At 65.8% G+C, this 19,239-nt stretch carries 10 protein-coding genes; 2 read left to right on the top strand and 8 right to left on the bottom strand.

The window, feature by feature from the left end:
• Positions 1–10: 10 nt before the first annotated feature.
• The 3 genes from HZB49_RS29890 to HZB49_RS29880 form a co-directional block, all read right to left on the bottom strand.
• The gene (locus tag HZB49_RS29890; protein WP_291617750.1) at positions 11–1,321 is read right to left on the bottom strand and encodes an HlyD family type I secretion periplasmic adaptor subunit; all 1,311 of its coding nucleotides are present in this window, start codon (positions 1,319–1,321) and stop codon (positions 11–13) included.
• A complete protein-coding gene (locus HZB49_RS29885; RefSeq protein ID WP_291617749.1) occupies positions 1,318–3,063 on the bottom strand; it encodes a type I secretion system permease/ATPase in 1,746 nt (581 codons plus the stop codon). Before HZB49_RS29885 ends, HZB49_RS29890 begins: the two co-directional genes overlap by 4 nt.
• A 167-nt stretch (positions 3,064–3,230) precedes the next feature.
• Complete coding sequence (locus HZB49_RS29880) at positions 3,231–4,007, bottom strand: acyl-CoA thioesterase domain-containing protein (protein ID WP_291617748.1); 777 nt, start codon at positions 4,005–4,007, stop codon at positions 3,231–3,233.
• Between the two features lie 89 nt (positions 4,008–4,096).
• Here HZB49_RS29880 and HZB49_RS29875 point away from each other — a divergent pair, with 89 nt between their 5' ends.
• Positions 4,097–5,020 (top strand): LysR substrate-binding domain-containing protein, encoded by a 924-nt coding sequence (locus HZB49_RS29875; RefSeq protein WP_291617747.1) that lies wholly within the window; start codon positions 4,097–4,099, stop codon positions 5,018–5,020.
• On the opposite strand, the gene HZB49_RS29870 is transcribed toward HZB49_RS29875, so the two are convergent.
• Positions 5,017–5,286: a GlsB/YeaQ/YmgE family stress response membrane protein gene (locus tag HZB49_RS29870; RefSeq protein WP_291617746.1), complete on the bottom strand. Its 270-nt coding sequence runs from the start codon at positions 5,284–5,286 to the stop codon at positions 5,017–5,019. The two genes, HZB49_RS29875 and HZB49_RS29870, sit on opposite strands and share 4 nt — an antisense overlap.
• A gap of 112 nt (positions 5,287–5,398) precedes the next feature.
• Between HZB49_RS29870 and HZB49_RS29865 the strand changes: the two genes are divergently transcribed.
• The gene (locus HZB49_RS29865; protein WP_291617745.1) at positions 5,399–5,722 is read left to right on the top strand and encodes a hypothetical protein; all 324 of its coding nucleotides are present in this window, start codon (positions 5,399–5,401) and stop codon (positions 5,720–5,722) included.
• On the opposite strand, the gene HZB49_RS29860 is transcribed toward HZB49_RS29865, so the two are convergent.
• The 4 genes from HZB49_RS29860 to HZB49_RS29845 form a co-directional block, all read right to left on the bottom strand.
• Positions 5,658–7,070: an amidase gene (locus HZB49_RS29860; RefSeq protein WP_291617744.1), complete on the bottom strand. Its 1,413-nt coding sequence runs from the start codon at positions 7,068–7,070 to the stop codon at positions 5,658–5,660. The two genes, HZB49_RS29865 and HZB49_RS29860, sit on opposite strands and share 65 nt — an antisense overlap.
• A complete protein-coding gene (locus HZB49_RS29855; protein WP_291617743.1) occupies positions 7,067–7,264 on the bottom strand; it encodes a hypothetical protein in 198 nt (65 codons plus the stop codon). The genes HZB49_RS29860 and HZB49_RS29855 overlap by 4 nt, the downstream gene beginning before the upstream one ends.
• A gap of 225 nt (positions 7,265–7,489) precedes the next feature.
• Entirely contained in the window at positions 7,490–9,721 is a 2,232-nt protein-coding gene (locus tag HZB49_RS29850) for an adenylate/guanylate cyclase domain-containing protein (protein WP_291617742.1), read from the bottom strand.
• Between the two features lie 97 nt (positions 9,722–9,818).
• Complete coding sequence (locus HZB49_RS29845; protein WP_291617741.1) at positions 9,819–19,139, bottom strand: FG-GAP-like repeat-containing protein; 9,321 nt, start codon at positions 19,137–19,139, stop codon at positions 9,819–9,821.
• Positions 19,140–19,239 lie beyond the last annotated feature (100 nt).

Raw genomic sequence — 19,239 nt, 5'->3', positions numbered from 1 at the left:
TACCGACAGCTCACCGCCCTCGGAACGAGCGCATCAACTGGTCGCTGAACGGTTTCAGGAAATAGGACAGCAAGGTGCGCTCGCCGGTCTGCACGAAGGCTTCCACCGGCATGCCCGGCACCACCTTGACCTCGCCGAGACGAGCGATCTCGTCGGCCGGCAGCGAGATGCGGATGGTGTAGTAGCTTTGCCCGCTGCGCTGGTCGGTGGTGACGTCGGCCGAGACGCGGCTGACCTTGCCGTTCAGCTCGGGCGTGGTGCGCTGGTTGAAGGCGGAGAAGCGCAGCACCGTCTTCTGGCCGATCTGCAGCTTGTCGATGTCCTGCGGGTTGACCTTGGCCTCGACCGAGAGATCGTCGGCCTGCGGCACGATCATCATGATGGCGTCGCCCGCGGTGATGACGCCGCCGACCGTGTGCACCGTCGACTGCAGCACCATGCCGTCCTGCGGCGCGCGGATGTCGATGCGGCGCAGCTGGTCCTCGGCGGTGACCTTGCGCTCGATGAACTCGCCGATCTTGTCGGTGGTCTCGCGCAGGTCCTTGGAGACCTCGCTCACCATGTCCTTGTCGACCTGGATGATCTGCAGCTCGGTCTCGGTGATCTTGCCCCTGGCTTGCGCGCGCGCAGCGACGTATTGCCCGCGCTCGCCGTTGAGCCGGGCCGCGTCGCGCTCCAGGACGGTCAGGCGCGAAATCTGGATCAGCCGCTGCTCGTAGAGCTGGCGCACGCCGACCAGTTCCTTCTCGACCAGCGCGATTTCCTTTTCCTTGGCCCTTTCCTGCGCGGAGAGACCCTCGATTTCCTCGTTGAGCTGGGCGACGCGCTCGCGCAGCTGCGCCTTCTGGCCGGCACGGCCGTTGACGCGGACATCGAACAGCTTCGTCTCGCTCGCGATCACGTCGCGGACTTCGGGCTCGCCGGCCCGATCGAGCAGCATCGGCGGAAACTTGACGGCGTCGTTGCCGCGCTGCTCGGCCTCGAGCCGCGCCTGCCGCGCCCACAGGCCGTAGAGAGTCTTGTTGACGATGGCGAGATTGGCGCGCACCACGGTCTCGTCGAGCCGCACCACGATGTCGCCGGCCTTCACCAGGTCGCCGTCGCGCACGCGCACCTCGCCGACCACGCCGCCGGTCGGATGCTGCACCTTCTTGACGTTGGATTCGACCACCACCTGCCCCGGCGCGATCAGCGCGCCCGAGATCGGCACGGTGGCGCCCCAGCCGCCGATTCCGCCGGCGAGCAGCAGCACCACCGCGAGCCCCGCGACGAGGTGCCTGCGGATCGAGCGCTGTGACTTCTTCAGCTCCGCGCTGCTCATGATTTCGCTATCCCGCCTTCGGACACCACCTTGATCGGCGCCGGCGCGGGCACGCGCTGCAGCACCTGGCCCAGCACCTGCTCCTTCGGGCCGAACGCCTGCTGGCGGCCGTCCTTCAGCACCAGCAACTGGTCGACGGCCTCGATGCCGACGGGCCGGTGCGCGACCACCACGACAATGGCGCCGCGCTCGCGCGCGCCGCGCACCGCGCGGGTCAGCGCCTCGTCGCCCTCGGCGTCGAGATTGGAGTTCGGCTCGTCGAGCACGATCAGGAAGGGATCGCCGTACAGCGCGCGCGCCAGCGCCACGCGCTGCGCCTGTCCTGCGGAGAGGGCGCCGCCCTGCTCGCCGACCTGGGTGTCATAGCCCTCGCGCATCTTGATGATCATCTCGTGCACGCCGGCTTCCTTGGCCGCAGCGATGATCGCCTCCGACTTCGCCTCCGGATCGAAACGGGAAATGTTCTGTGCGATGGTGCCGCCGAACAGCTCGACGTCCTGCGGCAGGTAGCCGATGTGCCGGCCGAGCACGTCGGACGACCATTGGTCGAGCGCGGCGCCGTCGAGCCGCACCTTGCCGCGCGCCGGTTGCCACACGCCGACCAGCGCGCGCACCAGCGACGACTTGCCGGAGCCGGAGGGACCGATGATGCCGAGCCCGTGGCCGGCCTCGATCGCGAGATTGACGTCGGACACGATGACGCGCTGCTCGCCGGGCGGCACGATGGTCACGGCCTCGACCGTGAGCTTCTTCTGCGGCGGATGCAGCAGCGTCTGCGCCAGCGGCGCCGGCAGTTTCGCCAGCAGCTCGTTCAGCCGCCGCCAGCTCTGCCGTGCGGCGACGAAGCCCTTCCAGTGCGCGATCGCAAGGTCGACGGGCGCAAGCGCGCGGGCGGACAGGATGGAGCCCGCGATGATGATGCCGGCAGTGGCTTCCTGGTAGATGACGAGATAGGCGCCGACCGCGAGCACCGCCGATTGCAGCATCATGCGCAGCACCTTGGCGATGGCGCCGAGGCCGCCGGTGACGTCGCTGGCGTGCTGGTTGCCGACGATATATTCCTCGTTGATCTCGCTCCAGCGCTTGGTGAGGCGGCCGGACATGCCCATCGCCACCAGCACTTCGGCGTTGCGCCGCGTCGTCGCGGCAAGGTCGTTGCGCCTGGCCGCGAGCGTCATCGCGTCCTTTGCCGGCTGGCGCGACATGAATTCGGTGATCAGGGTGAGCGTGACCAGGACGATGGCGCCGGCCAGCGCGGTGACGCCGAGCAGCCAGTGGAACAGGAAGCAGATCGCCAGGTAGAACGGCAGCCACGGCAGGTCGAAGAACGCGCCGGGCCCCATGCTGCCCAGGAAGGAGCGGACATTGTCGAGGTCGCGCAGCGGCTGCAGGCCCTCGTTGCGGCTGCCGACCAGCAGCGGCAGCCGAACCACGGTCTCGAACACGCGCTCGTTCATCGCTTCATCCAGCGAGGTGCCGATGCGGCCGAGTACGCGGCTGCGCAGCATGTCGAGAACGCCCTGGGCGATGTAGAGGAAGGCGGCAAGCACCACGAGGCCGATGAGGGTCGGCACGCTGCGGCTCGGCAGCACGCGGTCATAGACCTCGAGCATGAAGATCGAGCCGGTCAGATAGAGCAGGTTGATCATGCAGCTCATGACGCCGACGCCGATGAAGGCGTTGCGGCATGCCCGCAGTGCGTCGCCGAGCTCGGAGCGCCGGAAGCCGGGAGCGGCTGCCATCAAGTATGATCTCTATGAAATGGGTCGCGATTCCCTGCCTTTTAGCGATGTTTGCCCCGACCGTCCATTTACGGTCGTGTTAACCCTAAACGATCCGCCCGCCGGACGGCGAAAAAGCCGCCGAATGCGCCGAAATGTGACGGTTTGTCGAACCGGCGACCCTGCCGCTAGCCGGCCGCCATGGCCGGCTTGGGAAACGGCACCAGCACGACCGACATCGAGACACGGCCGATCTCGCCCTCGACGTCCAGCAGGGTGCCGCTGCCGACCCCGAGCCCGGCCGCCGGCAGCCAGCGCGCCTGCGCCCGCACGCCGATCCATGTTCCGCGCGGCCGGCGCAACAGCTGCACCGTCAGGTTCGGATTGGGATCCGCCACCGCGTTCTGCACGGGACGGCCGATGCCATGGGTCCAGTCGGCAGGTCCGAGGATGGACGACAGGGGACCTGCGCCCGCGATGATCTCGTGGTTCATGCGGAACCAGGCGACGCCGTCGCCGAGCCGCGCCTCCATCGCGTCCATGAACCACTTTCGTCCCGTCACGATATGCAGCGTGCGCACCGGATATTGCGTGGGATCGACTGGCGAGCTGCCCGTTTCCACAAAGCCCGCCACCTCGACGGCGCGCTCGCGTGACAGGGTCACGCGCACGGTGGCGCAAGGGGCGTCCTCGTTCACCGGCCACAGCGTGTTGTCGATCACGCTGACGCGGCCACCCTCGCTGATCACCCTGATCTCGCTGCGCAAATCCGCCATCGGCGCCGGCCGCAGGAACCATGCGGCGGAGGCGATCGCCGTGCCCCAGTTTCGCCGGCCGGCCTCCGCCTCGACTTCGGCGGTGAGGAGACTTGCGACCGCGCCGCCCTGCAGCCCGGCAAAGGGACCGGCGGCGAGCGGCGAGGGCCGCCAGTGGTTCGGCGCATCCAGCGCTTCGAAGATCGGCAAGGCGAATTCTCCATAGATGAACGATATTGAGCTATGGGCCAATCTGGACGAGAATTGCCTGCCTCACAAAAGGGAATTCGTCACCTCAGATGAATGAAATTCATCCATCGGAATCTCCCCTGCGAACCATCCCGCCGCTCGCGGCGCTGCTCGCCTTCGAGCGCGCCGCCACGCAACTGAGCTTTCGCCGCGCCGCGCGCGACCTTTCGCTCAGTCCGTCCGCGATCAGTCACCAGATCCGCGGGCTGGAGGAACAGTTCGGCGTCAAGCTCTTCATCCGCGGCACGCGCGCGGTGCGGCTGACGCCCGAGGGCGAGCGCTATCTGGCGAAGGTCTCGGCGGCGCTGGCGACCCTGCAGGAAGCCTCGCGCGAGATGACGCGGCAGCGCCGCGACGGCGGCGGCGAATTGTGGATCTCCTCGCTGCCCTTCTTCACCAGCGCGGTGCTGTTGCCGGCGCTGCCCGAATTCAAGCGGCGGCATCCGGCGCTGACGCTGCGCATCGAGGCCACGCATCAATATGCCGATTTCAACGTCTCCCGCGTCGACCTCGCCATCCGCTACGGCCGCGAGCATTCCGCCGGCCTCAAATTCGAGCCGCTGGTCGAGGTGAAGGGTTTGCCGGTCTGCACGCCGGCGCTGGCGAAGGCCGGACTGCGGCGGCCGGAGGACCTGGCAGGCGCCGTGCTGATCCATCTCACCACGCAGCCGCGGGCCTGGCCGGCCTGGCTGAAGGAGGCAGGCTTGCCACAATTGCAGCCGCGCGGCCATCTCTGGCTCGACAGCGTGCCGGCGATGCTGGAAGCGGCCGAGCAAGGCCTCGGCGTGACGCTGGCGATGGCGCCCTTGATCCGCGCGCGGCCGGGCTTCGGCAGGAAGCTGGTCGCGCCGTTCGACTTCATGCCGGCGCGCGGCGAGACGATCTATCTCGTGACGCGAACCGAGCAGGCCCGCGACCGCAGGATCGCGGCGGTACGGCGCTGGATCGCCGAGGCAGTCAGGAAAGCCAGCTAGAATCTTCCGCGGGTTCGCACCAGCCGGACGACCAGCAAGAGAAGGACCGCGCCGATTGCGGACTGGATGATTTCCGCGACGAGACCCGAGCCGAGGCGAATGCCCAGCTTCGGAAAAAGGAAGCTCGCCACCAGCGCGCCGGCGATGCCGACCAGGATGTCGCCGATGATGCCAAAGCCCGTTCCGCGCACGATCTTGCCGGCGAGCCAGCCCGCGACCAGGCCGACGAACAAAATGACCAAAATGCCTTCGTTGGAAATATGCATCGAGAACCCCCTGTCCTTCCCCCGCCGTCGATCCTACCCGCAATGACTGAACGCGACGACTGGATTCCGGTTCCACGGTGAAACTTTCGCGCTGCACCCGCGTTATGGATGCATGACAAAGCCTGACATCTGGTACGTGGCGTTCAGCCCGGACCGGAACAGCCATTTCAACGACGGTGCGGTCAACGATGGTGCGGCGCGCGCGACGCGCACGTTCAAGTCGGAGATCGACGCAAAGCTGTTCGCCATGCAGATACTGGCGAAGGGCTGGAGCGCGACCGCCGGCACGCTCAATCCCCACCAGCCGAAGCAGGTGATCGCCTCCTCGCAAATCGAGCGCTGGGCCGATCCCAACGGTGGCGCTTCGCTGATCATGGAAGCTTCGGGACCCTCCGGTGAAAATCGGTCGCGCGCTGGAACGCCGCGCCGATCCTGACCAGCATGGCTTCATCGAACGAGCGGCCGATGATCTGCATGCCGACTGGCAGGCCCGATCTGGTGAAGCCCGATGGAATCGAAAGCGACGGCAATCCGAGATAGTTGATCGGGCGGGTGAAGCGGGTGATGCGCTGGATCACCGCTTCGGCTTCCATGCTGTTGCCGACGTCACTCTCGGCGATCGTCGCCGCCGGCATCGGCGCGGCCGGCGCGATCAGGGCATCGGTCCCTTCGACGGCCGCCAGATGGGCCGATAGCGCCGGGCCGCGCCAGCGCATCGCCTCGAGATAGGACACGGCCGGGATCGCGAGCCCGTTCTGCAGCCGCATCAGGACCTGCGCACCGTAGTCCTGCGGACGTTCGATCATCCACCGCTTGTGCAGGCTGGCGGCCTCGGTCGCCAGTACGAACTGGCAGGCCGCGGAGAGCTGGCGCTGATCGGGCAGCTCGACCTTGACGATTTCGGCGCCCTCTTTCTTCAGCACGGCCAGCGTCTCGTCGAGAACGCGTGCGACCTCGGCATCGAGATCGTCGACATAGAATGCGGCGGGAACGCCGATCTTCAATCCCTTGATGGACTGCTTCGCCGCCGCCAAATAGTCCGGCACCGGCAACTGCGCGGCGGTTGGATCCTCGGGATCGGCGCCGGCCATCAGCCCCGTCAGCAGGGCGCAGTCCTCGACCGTTTGCGCCAGCGGACCGACCGTATCCAGCGACCACGACAGCGGCATTGCGCCGGCGCGGCTGATGCGGCCGACGGTGGTCTTGAAACCCGTGACGCCGCAGAAATGCGCGGGCATTCGGATCGAGCCGCCGGTGTCCGATCCCAGTGCTGCAAAAGTCAGCCGCGCGGCGACCGCCGAGCCGGAGCCCGAGGACGAACCGCCGGTGATGTGATCGGTGTTCCAGGGATTGCGCACCGCGCCATAATGCGGGTTGTGCCCGGTCGGCCCATAGGCGAATTCCACCATCTGCAGCGAGCCGAGCCGCACCGTGCCGGCATCCTTCAGCCGCTGCAGCGCAGTAGATGTCGTCGGCGCGACGAAATCCTTGCGGATCTTCGAGCCGCAGGTGACGACCTTTCCCTTGTCGTAATACATGTCCTTGTGCGCGAGCGGCACGCCGTGCAGCGCGCCCTTGGCACCGCCTCTTGCGAGCGCGGCGTCCGCGGCATCGGCCGCCTTCAGCGCATCCTCGGCTTCGATCGCCATGAAAGCGTTGAGCGCGGGATTCCATTTCGCGATGCGGTCGAGACAGGATTGCGTCACCTCGCGCGAGGACAGGCGCTTGTCCGCGATCGCCTTGGCGACCGCCGTCAGCGACATCAGGGCCGGCTCATCGCTCATTTCGTCACCCTGGGCGCATGCACGAGCAGGTACGTCGCGGGCTCCAGATCGAACGGCAAGGTGCCGGCGACGGGGGAAAACCCCTCGAAGGCGGGCCCGATGGAATTGGCGATGCGCGCTGCGACGTCGCTGTCGACGGGCACACCCGCCACCTCGCTCAATGCCTTGATCTGTTTCGCTGTCGGTCTTGTCATGCCGCGTCTGCTCCCTGTCTCCCTGCGCCATTGTAGCGGCACGAACGGGTTTTGGCGCGGCATTTGCGCGGGGCGGCTCCGCAAGCCGGCATCTTCCGCTCCCGTAGGATGGGTTGAGCCCTTGCGAAACCCATCATTCTTGCCGCGGAAAGGATCGATGGGTTTCGCTTCGCTCTACCCATCCTACGGACTACGGACTGAATTCGGTGGTTGTGAGCCCTGTCGCTACTTCGTCAGCAACGCATAGGCGCCGTTCCAGTCGTCCGGCGGGGGCGTCTCGATGTAGCTGCGGATGCGGGCCTCGTAGAGCTTGTAGAGCGAGGCAAGCGATTCGCCGTCTTCGCTCTTGCGGCCGCGCTCGATGGCGGCGAGCGCACCGTTCCAGTCGCGGTTGCGATAGCAGGTGAGCATCTCGATGGTGAGGTTGCGCAGGCGCTGGAAACTGCCGGACTGCGCGACGTCGTCGCGGCCGGCGATGGCGTAGATCACTTCCGGTTCTTTCTTGCCCTTCACCATGATGAAGTCGAGCTCGAGAATGGCGAACTTCTCCTTCACGGCCATCGCCGTCTTGGAGCCGATGATGATGGGAAATCCGTACTCCTTGCTCTGGCCTTCGAGGCGCGAGGCAAGGTTGACGCTGTCGCCCAGCACCGAGTAGTCGAAACGCAGATCGGAGCCCATGTTGCCGACCACGCATGTGCCGGTATTCAGGCCGACCCCGACATTGAGCGGGAAGTAGGGATGTCCGCCCTCCGCCGCCTCTTCCTCCCGGATCTTGTTGAGCTCGTCGATCCGCTCGAGCATGTCGATGGCAGCGTTGCAGGCGTTGATCTGGTGCTCCTTGTCGTCGAGCGGGGCGTTCCAGAACGCCATGATGGCGTCGCCCATGTACTTGTCGATGGTGCCCTTGCGGGCGATGATCGCGTTGGTCAGCGGGGTGAGGAAGCGGTTCATCAGCCGCGTCAGCCCCTGCGGATCGCTCTTGAATCTTTCCGAGATCGTGGTGAAGCCGCGCACGTCGGAGAACATGATGGTCATTTCGCGCTGCTCGCCGCCGAGCACGAGCTTTTCCGGCGATTGCGCCAGCTGCTCGACCAGCGCGGGCGACAGGTATTGGCCGAAGGCGGAACGGATCTGGCGGCGCTGCGACTGCTCGCGCACGAAGCTCGCGAAGATCAGGGTGGCATAGATCGCCGTGGTCGACATCAGCGGATAGGTGAAATCGATCAGCAGCTTGTAATGGCTGTAGAAGAACCAGGACGCACCGATCAGGACCGTGGCGAACAGCGCGCCGACCCCGACCAGCGTGATCGGGCCGAAATTCGGCGCAAAGGCGATGACGAGGAGGCCCAGAATCAGCGCACCGAAGAACTCGACGGCGATGCCGTAGTTCGGCTGCGCCACGATCGCGCGGGTCAGTGCGCTTTCCAGCACCTGGGCGTGGATTTCCACACCGGGCATCGCCGGCGATACCGGCGTCGTCTTGATGTCGTTGAGCCCGGTCGACGACGTGCCGATCAGGATCAGCTTGCCGGCGATCCTGTCCTGCGGCACGCGGTTGTCCAGCACGTCGACGGCCGAGACGTAGATCGAAGGATCCTGCGCCGCATAATGCACCCATAGCTGGCCGTTGGCGTCGGTCGGGATCGGAAAGCCCTTGACGCCGATGCTTTGAATGCCGGCCTTGTCGGCCTTGATCAGGATAGTGCTGGAGCCGGAGGCGACGCGCAGCATCTCGAAGGTCAGCGACGGCATGGTGATGCCCTGGGCCACCATGATCATCGGCACGCGGCGAACGATGCCGTCGCGTTCGGGCCGGATGGTGAACAGCCCGCGACCGGCGGCGGCCTGCTCCAGCACCTCGACATTCCTGAGCAGGCCGGGGAACTGATACATGAACGGCTGCGGCTCCTCGCCGAGCATCGCAATCCCCGTCACCGGCAGGTTCTGGTCGACCTTGTGAAGGTCGGGACCGCCGGATTCGCCGAGCACCACGCGCGAGGCGCGGATGGCGTCGGCAAAGACCTGGTCGTTGCTCGGCAGCGCCCGCAGTTTCTCGCGCGTCGCCTCGTCGAGATTACGGAAGGTGTCGGCGGCGATATCGGGATTGAGCCGGTCGGGCTCGGAGAACACGGCGTCGAAAGCGATCACGACAGCGCCGAGCCTGGTCAGGTTGGCGATGATGTCGGCGATGCGGGTGCGCGGCCACGGCCATTGCCCGAGCCTGGGATCGGCGAGGCTCTTCTCGTCGATGTCGACGATGGTGACCGGACGGATCGCCTTCACCCGGGGCTCGATCCGCTGGAAATTGTCCCAGGTGCGGACCCGCATTTCCTCGACCGGGTGCGGATCCCAGACCCTGAGCGCCGCGAAGCCGAACAGCAGCACGAGGCAGACCAGCCGGGCATACCCGAACTTCCGCTTGAACCAACGTCGCAGGGCTTTCAGCCGTTTCATGGTGTCTGGGTATCACGCCGGGAAGAATTGATCACGCAGGGATTTCGAGCGAGCGCAGCGCGCGTATCCCCGCGTGAGGCATGGAGAGGCCTGACGGCTAGTTGAAGCCGCCGCCCGGATGAAGGATGAAGTCGCTCGCACGAAGGCCCGCAATGGAGGCATTCTGCAACAGGATCGTATTCTGGTTGACCCCGTTGCTGTCGAGGTCGATCAGCAGGTCGCCCCCATTTGTCGTGACGTGGCCGGCCAGCCAGGTATTGAAGCTGGCGGCGTCATTGGGGTCGAACGGGGCATCGAGGGTGTAGTCGATCTGAATGTGATCCTCGCCCGACTGGAAATCGCCGATGGTGTCGTGGCCGATGCCGGTCTCGCTGAACACGAAGGTGTCGTTGCCGCTCTGGCCGAAGAACGAATTTTCGGCGCTGTTGCCGGTGATGACGTCGTTGAACTCCGACCCCCACACGTTCCGGATGTTGGTGAGGATGTCGTTGCCGGCCCCGCCCTGCGCGATGCCTTCCACAAGGTCCACGGTAACGCCGGCCGCGGCGTGCTGGTAACTGGCGGTGTCGCTACCTACGGCCTGGCCGATCAGGGTGTCGTTGCCCGCGCCACCCTCAAGCACGCTGTTGCCGCTTCCGGTCAGGGTGTCGTCCCAGGCCGAGCCGCGCACGCCTTCGAAACCGGTAAGCGTATCGAGACCCGCGCCGACGGTATCCTGCGACACGCCGACGATATTGAGGTCCACCGACACCGCCGACGTGGCATGCTCATAGCTGACAGTGTCGCCGCCGTTGAAGCCATTGCCGCCGCCATCGAGCAGGTCGTCGCCGAGCCCGCCCTCGATAACGTTTGCCTGGCCATCGCCGGTCAGGGTGTCGCTGAAGGCCGTGCCGCGCAGATTCTCGATCGAAATAAACGTGTCACCGAGAGCCGCGGTACCGCTCTTCGCTCCCGTCTGCAGATTGACGCTCACGGCCGAAGTCGCGTGTGAATAGTCCACGGTGTCGCTGCCGGGATCGAATGCGCCGAACGGGCCCGGCAGGCCGTTGAACACGTCGGCCTGATCGCCGCCGAAGAAGACGTCGGCGCCGGAACGGGGCTGGCTGTGGAAATCGGCATAGCCTGCGCTGCCGACGGCGCTGTAGCTTGCTGGATTGAAGAGATCGTCGAGATCGGTGGTCTGGCTATTGTCCGCCTGGAACTGTGCGATAGCGTCGAACAGATCGTTCGCGGTGAAGCCCCAGCCATTGGTGTTGACCAGGACATGATCCTGCGTGTTCTTGGTCGGGTCGGTGGTGTCGAGAATATTGATGGCGGTAACCGTAGCGCCCGCAGGAGACCCGCCGGCGAAGATGCCGGTTCCGATCAACTCGTAGGTGACGCCCCTGGCCGTGTCGACGACGTAGATGCGATCGCTGGTGCTGGCCTGCGTATCGACGACGCCCGCCGCGAGGCTGTCATAGAGCGTCGAGAAATCGTAGCCGTCGAGCGTCTGCACGGAGACTGCGACCTGGCCGGTGAAGATGAAATCGCTGGCCGTCAGACTGCCCGCGCTTACGCCAACAAGGAGAATTGAATGGCTCGAGCTCGAGCCGAAATGGGTCGTATCGGTGATGCGCGTATCCGGCCCTCCCACGCCCGCCGTGAACACGCCCGTAAGGGGATTGAAGGTGCCCTCGGTGAAAACGAGAGTCGATGTTCCCGCGACACCCGCCGTGCGCAGATCGATACGGTCGCCCTGAGACCGGTTGAAATCGTTGATGCGGTCGTTACCGCCGGCCGAGCCGTACACGAAGATGTCCGCACCGGTGCCGCCGGTCAGCCTATCGTTGCCGCCCCTGCCGTCGAGAACATCGTTGCCGGCACGGCCGTCCAGCGTATTGCCGGCACCGGTGTCGTTGCCGGTAATGATGTCGTTGAATTCAGAGCCGTTGACGTGGCTGACGCCGCTGACGATGTCATCGACGCCACTGGAGGCGCCGACAGCGCTGCCATGGACAGCGGCGTTATCGCCCAAGGTGACGACCACACCTCCGGTCGCACTGTAGAATGCGATCCGGGTGTTGCCGTTGCCGGTGATGACATCGTCACCGCCGCGGCCCTCGAATTCGTTGAAATCCGACGGATTCGGATTGCTCGCGGAGATCTGGGTGCTGCCCGAATTGATGCTCGGATTGCTTGCGTCAGAACGCGTAAACCCGACGGCATTGTAGACGTCGGCGAAATCTGTGCCGCTGATACCTTCGACCGAGTTGAGGGTATCGGTGCCGACGTCGGACGCCCCGGTCACCGTGCCAGCCGCCAGATTGACGACGATGCCGGCACCCATGAAGGCGCCGCCATAGATGGCGCGGTCGAAACCGCCGCCGCCATGGATGATGTCGTTGCCGCCGAGGCCTTCGAAGTTCTCGCCGGTACCGGCCGAATTGGTGCTGCCGTAGAATGCGTCGTCGAAGAACGAGCCACGCACCCGCGACACGCCGGAGAAGGTGTCGGTGCCGACAGAGGCGTCGCCGACGGCCTGTCCGGACGCACCCTGGCCGGGTACCCAGCCGTTGAACGTGACGGTGACGCCAGAGGTGGCGTGACTGTAGGAGATCCTCGTATCGCCGTTACCGGTGATGGTATCGTCGCCGCCGCGGCCCTCGAACTCGTTGAAGGTGCCGTTGACGTTGAAGGCGACCCTGCTGCCGGCATTGGTGCTGAATGCACTGAAGCCGGGAGGAATAACGGGAAAAGAGTTGGGGTTGCCGGGGTTGCTGGCTGTCGCGCCGGCATTGAATATGTCAGCGAAGTTACTGCCGGTCACCAGTTCAATCGACTGAAGAGTGTCGGTGCTGAGCAAGACCGGAACGACGTCCGGGCTGTATTCCTTGACGGTGCCGTCCGCCAGCTGCACATCGATCGGACCGGTCGCATGCGTATAGGCCGCACGATCGAAGCCGAACGCACCGTCGAACCCGTCATTGCCGCCATTGCCGGTGAAGACATCGTTGACTTCGGCGGCGCCGAAGAAATCGCCGCCGGCATTGCCGATGAAATTGAAGCTCCACTGACTGACCAGCGCTTCGATCTGGCTGTTGTCGCCGGCTGCACGGGCGACGACGGCCGCATACCACTGGTCGGCCGGGACATTGAGCGAGAAAAGCGCCAGTTCAGTTTGGGTATCGTGGGTCACTTCCAGGATCGAGACGATGGTCCCGCCGGGGCTGAAGCTATGGGCTTCCGGGTTGTAGACCAGACCGTTGCCCGTGAAGATGAAATCGCGGTTCGTCGCCGTGTTGACAATGCGGAACGAATGATCGTCGACCGGCACGACCGTGCCCGACCCCATGCCGTCGATCGGATCGACCTGGTCGAAATCGTAGCCGCCGGCCGTGAGAACACGGAACTCGGCATCGACGATGCTGACGCCGACGAACACGGCCTGGTCGGGCGTGGCCCGCGTCACGCCGTCGGACAGCGTGAGCGCAATGCCGCCGGCACCGGCATAGGTCGCGTTGTCGGCGACGAAGAGGACATGACCGGCGATCACGTCGGCGAGCATGAAGTGGCCGCCCGGCGCAATGGTATTGGCCGATAGCGAATCGACCAGGTGGCCACGGCTGGTTTCGACGACCGTGAAGGTGAGATTCACGGGCCCGCTCACCAGGTCGGTGGCGTTGAGATCGGCCGTGGTGAGGGCGACGCCGCTGCCCTTCACCAGGGTGATCGCCATGTCGCCGGAGACCGTCGGCGGCGCGTCCGCGACAACATTCACCGTCACCGTCGCGCTCGACAGCGCGCCGCCGGGCGTCGCGTTGAGCAGGACGGAGACATTGTCGCTCAATTCGTTGGGCGCGGCGATGTCAGGACGGCCGTCGCCGTTGAGGTCGGCAACCGCCACGCCATAGGTGTCCCAGGCGGTCGCATATGCGACCGGCCCATCAAGCGTTCCATCGCCGTTGCCGAACAGCACAGACACGCTGTTGGTCGCCGCACCGACATTTCCATCGCGGCTGTTGCCGACGACGACGTCGAGTAAGCCGTCCTGGTTGAGGTCAGCCAGCGCGATGCCCTTGGTCCTGACGCCGGCAGCATAGGAAGTCTGCGGCTGGAAGGTTCCGTCGCCGTTGCCTAGGAAGACACTGACGGTGCCGTTGGAGCTGACGATGTCCAGAATGCCGTCGCCGTTGAGATCGCCGATCGCGACCGCGTTCGAGCCCGCCGGTGTCGCGTAGTTGACCGCCGCATTGAACGTGCCGGTACCGGTGCCCAGCAGAACAGAGATGTTGCTGCTGCCCGCGTTGCCGACGACGATGTCCAGCTTGCCGTCGCCGTTCAGGTCGGCCAGCGCATTCAGATAAGGCAGCGACCCGGCGCTGCCCCCGACCGAGTACTCCACCGGAGCCTGGAACGTGCGATTGCCGTTGCCGAGTGTCACCGAAATCTTGCCGGAGTTGTAGTCCGAGACGACAAGGTCGATGTTGCCGTCGCCGTTCACGTCCGCCGCGCTCAGACCTTCCGGACCGTCGCCGGCGGAGTAGCTGGACGAGGTCGAGTAGGTTCCGTTGCCGTTGCCGTACCAGATCGTGATGTCGTCGGAGCCAAAATTGCCGACCGCGATATCCACGGCCCCGTCGTTGTCGAAATCGGCAACGACGACGGGCGTCGCGGGCCTGTCGCCGGCCGACAGCGTGCCGTAGTTCTGGAAGGTGCCGTTGCCGTTCCCAAGCAGGACGCCAATGACATTAACGGTGTAGTCCGACGTCAGGAGATCAAGCTTGCCGTCGCCGTTGATGTCGGCAATCGTCACCGCCTGTGGATACGTGCCTGAAGCGTAGTTGACAGCCGCATTGAACGTGCCCGGCGGCGTCGGGTTCGCGGTCTCGCTGATCCAGTAGGAGAAGCTCGCCTGGCCGGCAAAGCCGGCATCCGGCGTGAACACGGGCACGCCGCCGTTGAGATCGACGGTACCGTGCTGGGCGTCGTAGACGGACACGATTTTTGGCGCGGAACTCCCGACGGTCGTGTCGTTTGCCGTCAGGTTCGACAGCGTGATCGGTGCGTTCTCGTTGGTCGTGACGGTGTCGGCAGAGGCCTGCAGGACGGTAAACAGCCTGGCGTAGATCTCGTTGCCGCCGACGTTCGGCTCGCCAAACCAGGTCGAGACGATCGCGCCCGAGGCGAGAACCGCCGTCGGATTGGAGCGGTCGCTGAGGAAATTCTGTTCGCCGGTGGTGGTCTGGTTGATCTGGAAGGCGGCGCCGTTCAGCGTGTCGGACGCGCTGACGCATTGGCCGAACAGGCCGACATTGCTGCCGTCGGACGCCTTGTAGGTGACGAAGTAGCCGCCATCCGGCAGCGCCTGGACCGTATCGTCGGTGCCTATGCCGATCGTCACTTCGCCGCTGATCGCCTGGCCGGAGGCATTGAAATGCCGGGCCACGATGGTGCCTGCCGACTGATCTTGCCAGGTTACGACGAAGCTGCCGTCGGTGAGCACGGCGAGCTTGCCGCCATACTGATCGCCCGCCGTGGTGACGTTGGCCCGGACTTCGCCGCCGAGCTTGGCGCCGCTGGCGTCGAAGCGCTGGAAATACACGCCCCACGAACCGTCGACGTTATCCTGCGCGGAGGAATGCCAGGACACGATGAAACCGCCATTGGAGGTGCCGACCACCGAGGCGGGCTGCTGCTGGCCGGCAGTGGTGGTGTTGACCAGGAACGGCCCGCTGGGTGGGTCGTTGACGTTGGCACCGTAGATCACGGCATAGGTGCCGGAGAGATTGGCATCGCCCGTCGTGTAGGTGATGACATAGCCGCCATTGGTCAGCGCCGCGATGGACGAATTCTCGCCATACGTGCCGACGTTGAGCTCGCCGCCGACCGTCGCTCCGGAACTGTTGTATCGCTGCGCGTGAATGGTCGCGCCGTTATTGCTTCCGGAAGACCAGCTGACGACGTATCCGCCATCCGCAAGTCCCTCCACGAACGGACCGGATTGATTGTCGGTGGTCACCGTATTGACGAGGAATTCGCCGCCGACGGGCGCGCCAGAGCTGTCATAGCGCTGGGCGTAGATGCCGGTGCCGGAGCCATCCTGCCCCGTCGAGACCCAGGCAATGACGAAGCCGCCGCCGGTCAGCGCGCCGACCGCGCTGTACTGTTGCGCGTTCGCCGTGGTCGTGTTGACGCGGAATTCGTCGTCGACGACGGACAATGTGACGTCGTTGCCGTCTCCGCCGGCATAGCTGATCCTGAAGTCATGCCCGCCGGCCGTAAACACGGCGCCCTCGGTCAGCCCGGCGAAAGTGCCGCTGACGGCGTCGGAGGTGCCGTCATTGTCGATGATCGTGAAGGTCCCGCTGGCAGGATCGAACGCGTTGACCAGCGATGTCGAAAGCGTGGCGCCATTCAGATAAACCGTGCCGCTGACATGGATCTGGTCGTAGCCGCCGACACCCGCGCTTGCGCCACCGAGTTCGACTGCAAACGTCGCGCCGACCTCAAATGAGAGATTGCCGGTGTTGAGCAGTCCGGCACTGGCGCCCGGCGCCAGCGTCGCGCCGGCCTCCAGCGTGACCGCACCGGTGGCGCCGTTGCCGCCGAGCGTGCCGCCGTCCTGCACGGTGACGGCGGAATTCGCGATCGAGCCATCGACCTGGAGCGTGCCCTCCACGATCGTGGTCGCGCCGGTGTAGGTGTTGGTGCCGGACAGAACGAGCTTGCCGGCGCCGTCGAGAACGAGTGCGTAAACGCCTGCATTGCCGCCGGTGCCGCCTGAGCCCGATTGATCGGCGATCGCATCGGAGATCGTTGCGGTCTGGCCGGCGCCCGGCGCAAACGTGATGGTGCCGGAAGAGCCTGCGAGGAAAATGCCGCCGCCAAACGCGCCGCCGTTGCCCGCGCCGCCACCGCCGCCGGCGCCGCCGGCCACGGTATCGCCGTTGATTGAAAGTGTGCCGGCAATGGTGAGCGAGCCACCGTCCATGACGAAGATGCCGCCGCCCATGCCGGCGCCGCCACCGCCACCGGACTGGTTCTGGGTGTAACCACCCACATTGCCCGTACTCGCGCCGCCGCTGCCGCCAGCAAAGCCGCCGGAGACAGGGACGCTGGGTCCGGCGCCGTACGCGTGTCCGTAGCCGCCGCCACCGCCAGCAAAGCCGCCCGTGCCAGGAATGCCAGAGGCGGAGCCGTCCATCCCCCCGGCATCACCGCCGCCACCACCGCCGCCGCCATAGCCGCCATTGCCGCCGTGCGCGTCGCTGTTCGGTCCGCCGCCGCCGCCGCCGCCGCCGAATCCTCCGCTGCCGCCCTGGTTCGGGCTAAGCGACGCCGACCCGCCACCGACACCGCCGCCGCCGCCTGCGCCGGCATATCCGCTGCCGCCGCCACCGCCGCCATTCGCGCCGCCAGGTCCGCCCGGACCGTACCCCGTCGCAGTAAATCCAATGCCGGCGCCGGCCGCGGCGCCGCCTGTGAAATCACCCGCAGCGCCGGTGCCACCGCCATAAATATTCTGCACGCCGCCATTGGCACCAATACCGAAGCCACCGCCACCGCCGCCCGCTTCGCCGGGCCCCGTACCGCCGGCCGCGCCGGCTCCGCCCATGCCGCCGCCACCGCCACCGGCGCCATAAAAGCTAGCTGGACCGGCGGCGCCGCCGGCTCCGCCGACCGCGCTGTTGTTCTGCACGGACGCATTGATCAGGTTCAGCGACGCGTTATGGCTGACGAAGATCGCGCCGCCGAGACCTCCGCCGCCGCCACCGCCACCGGATCCGCCCGCGCCGCCCAAGGCCGCGCCATGCGCGATGGTGAGATTTTCGATCGTGACGTGGACGGTCGAGGTCGTGTCGCCGATGAAGAAGGGACGGAACTGGTCGTTGCCGCTGATCGTGACGTTGTTGCTGCCGCCGTCGATCACCGTTCCGTTTCCGGTGATCAGCGGCAGTTCGTTCGTCAGCGTGATCGTCGAATTGGCGATCGAGTTGCTGAAGGTAATGACCGTGTTGGGATGGCTGTTGGCGTAGGCGATCGCGCTACGCAGCGTTCCTGCGTCGGTCGTATCGGCGGTCGAGGTGACCAGGTAGGTGGGGTTCTCCGCGACGTTGGTGACGGTGACCGAAATGGTCTGGAGATCGGTACCGCCTGCCCCGTCGGAGGCCTGGACCTGAACGGTATAGACGTTGCTCCCGGCCGCGCTGCCCGGCGCTTCGAAATCGGGCGCGGTAGCGAAGCTCAACGCACCGGTATTGGAATCGATGGCGAACTTCAGCTTGTCGGGCGAGCCGGCGCCCGTGACGAGCGAGTACGTGACTGTCGCATTGTCAACGTCGGCGGCCTGAACCGTGGTGACGGCCGTGGTATTTTCAGCCACGGATACCGACGCCGTCGTCCCCCCGCCGTTGGAGTTGATGACCGGCGCATCGTTGACGCCGCTGACGGTCAGCGTTGCGGTCGCGGTCGACGTGCCGCCCAGCCCGTCGCTGACGGTGTAGGTGAAGGTGTCGGTCGCAGACTGACCGGCAGCGAGCGCCTGCAACTGAGGTGCGTTGCCCGGATCGTAGCTGATCGTCGTGCCGTTGAGCGTCACCGTGGCGCCGAGCGCACTGGTGGCGCTGACGTTGGTAACAGCGAGCACCGCGCCCTCATCGACATCGTCGTCGTTGGCGAGCAGCGTCGCCGTGGCTATCGTCTGGGCCGTGTCCTCGTCGGTGAAGGAACCGTCGCCCGGCCGGCCGACCTCGGTTTCCACCACATATCCGGCAACCGCACTTCCGCCGGGATAGTCGAACCAGTTGCCGTTGTTGCCCATGAAGACGTAATCTTCATTGCCGACGTTGTTGGGCTCGATCGGGTTCCAACTGGCGTAGATGAAGGTCGTGCCGGGCGACTGCCAGAATGCCTGTCCCGCCTCCGGACCCGCCTGCCACACCCAGGTGCCCTCGACCGCTGCGTCCGCGCCGCCAAGCCACGCGCCCCGCTGCGCGTACGGATCGGCAATCGCGCCGTTGGCCGGGATGCCCTGGACCAGCGAGTGGACGAACGCGTTCTCCTGCCCGTCGGTGATGGTGGCGAGATAGCCGCCAGAGCTCTCGGCCAGGGCCTGCGCCTGCGCGTAGGTCAACGCCCCCTGATCGACGCGATACCAGTGGCCATTGGCCGAGTTGAAAGTGTAGCCGCTGTTTTGCAGCCCGATCGTGTCGAGATTATCGGCGCCGCCTGTCGGCTCATCGTTGACATCGGTGACCTGCAGCGTTGCGATGTCGGAGGTCAGCGAGTAGGCCGTCGTTCCGCCGGTGGCCGACACGTTCGCCGTCGTGCCGTGCGTTCCCGTGGTCCGGTCCCACGCCACATAGGTCAGCGTATCGGTGCCGCCGTTCGTGCCATCGGGAACGAACTTGATCTTGTCGGTGGCCGCCAGCAGCAATGCCGCACCGGTCGAAACCGCCGGGAAGTTTGTGAACGTGCTGCCGTCGGTGGAATATTCCCAATGGCCGTGCTGGCTGGTCGTTGCCGTGATCGCGATG

This window comes from Bradyrhizobium sp. (genome assembly GCF_016219575.1).
Taxonomy (GTDB): Bacteria; Pseudomonadota; Alphaproteobacteria; order Rhizobiales; family Xanthobacteraceae; genus Bradyrhizobium.
Note: the sequence above shows the minus strand (reverse complement) of the source record. Positions and strands in the feature narration are given on the sequence as shown.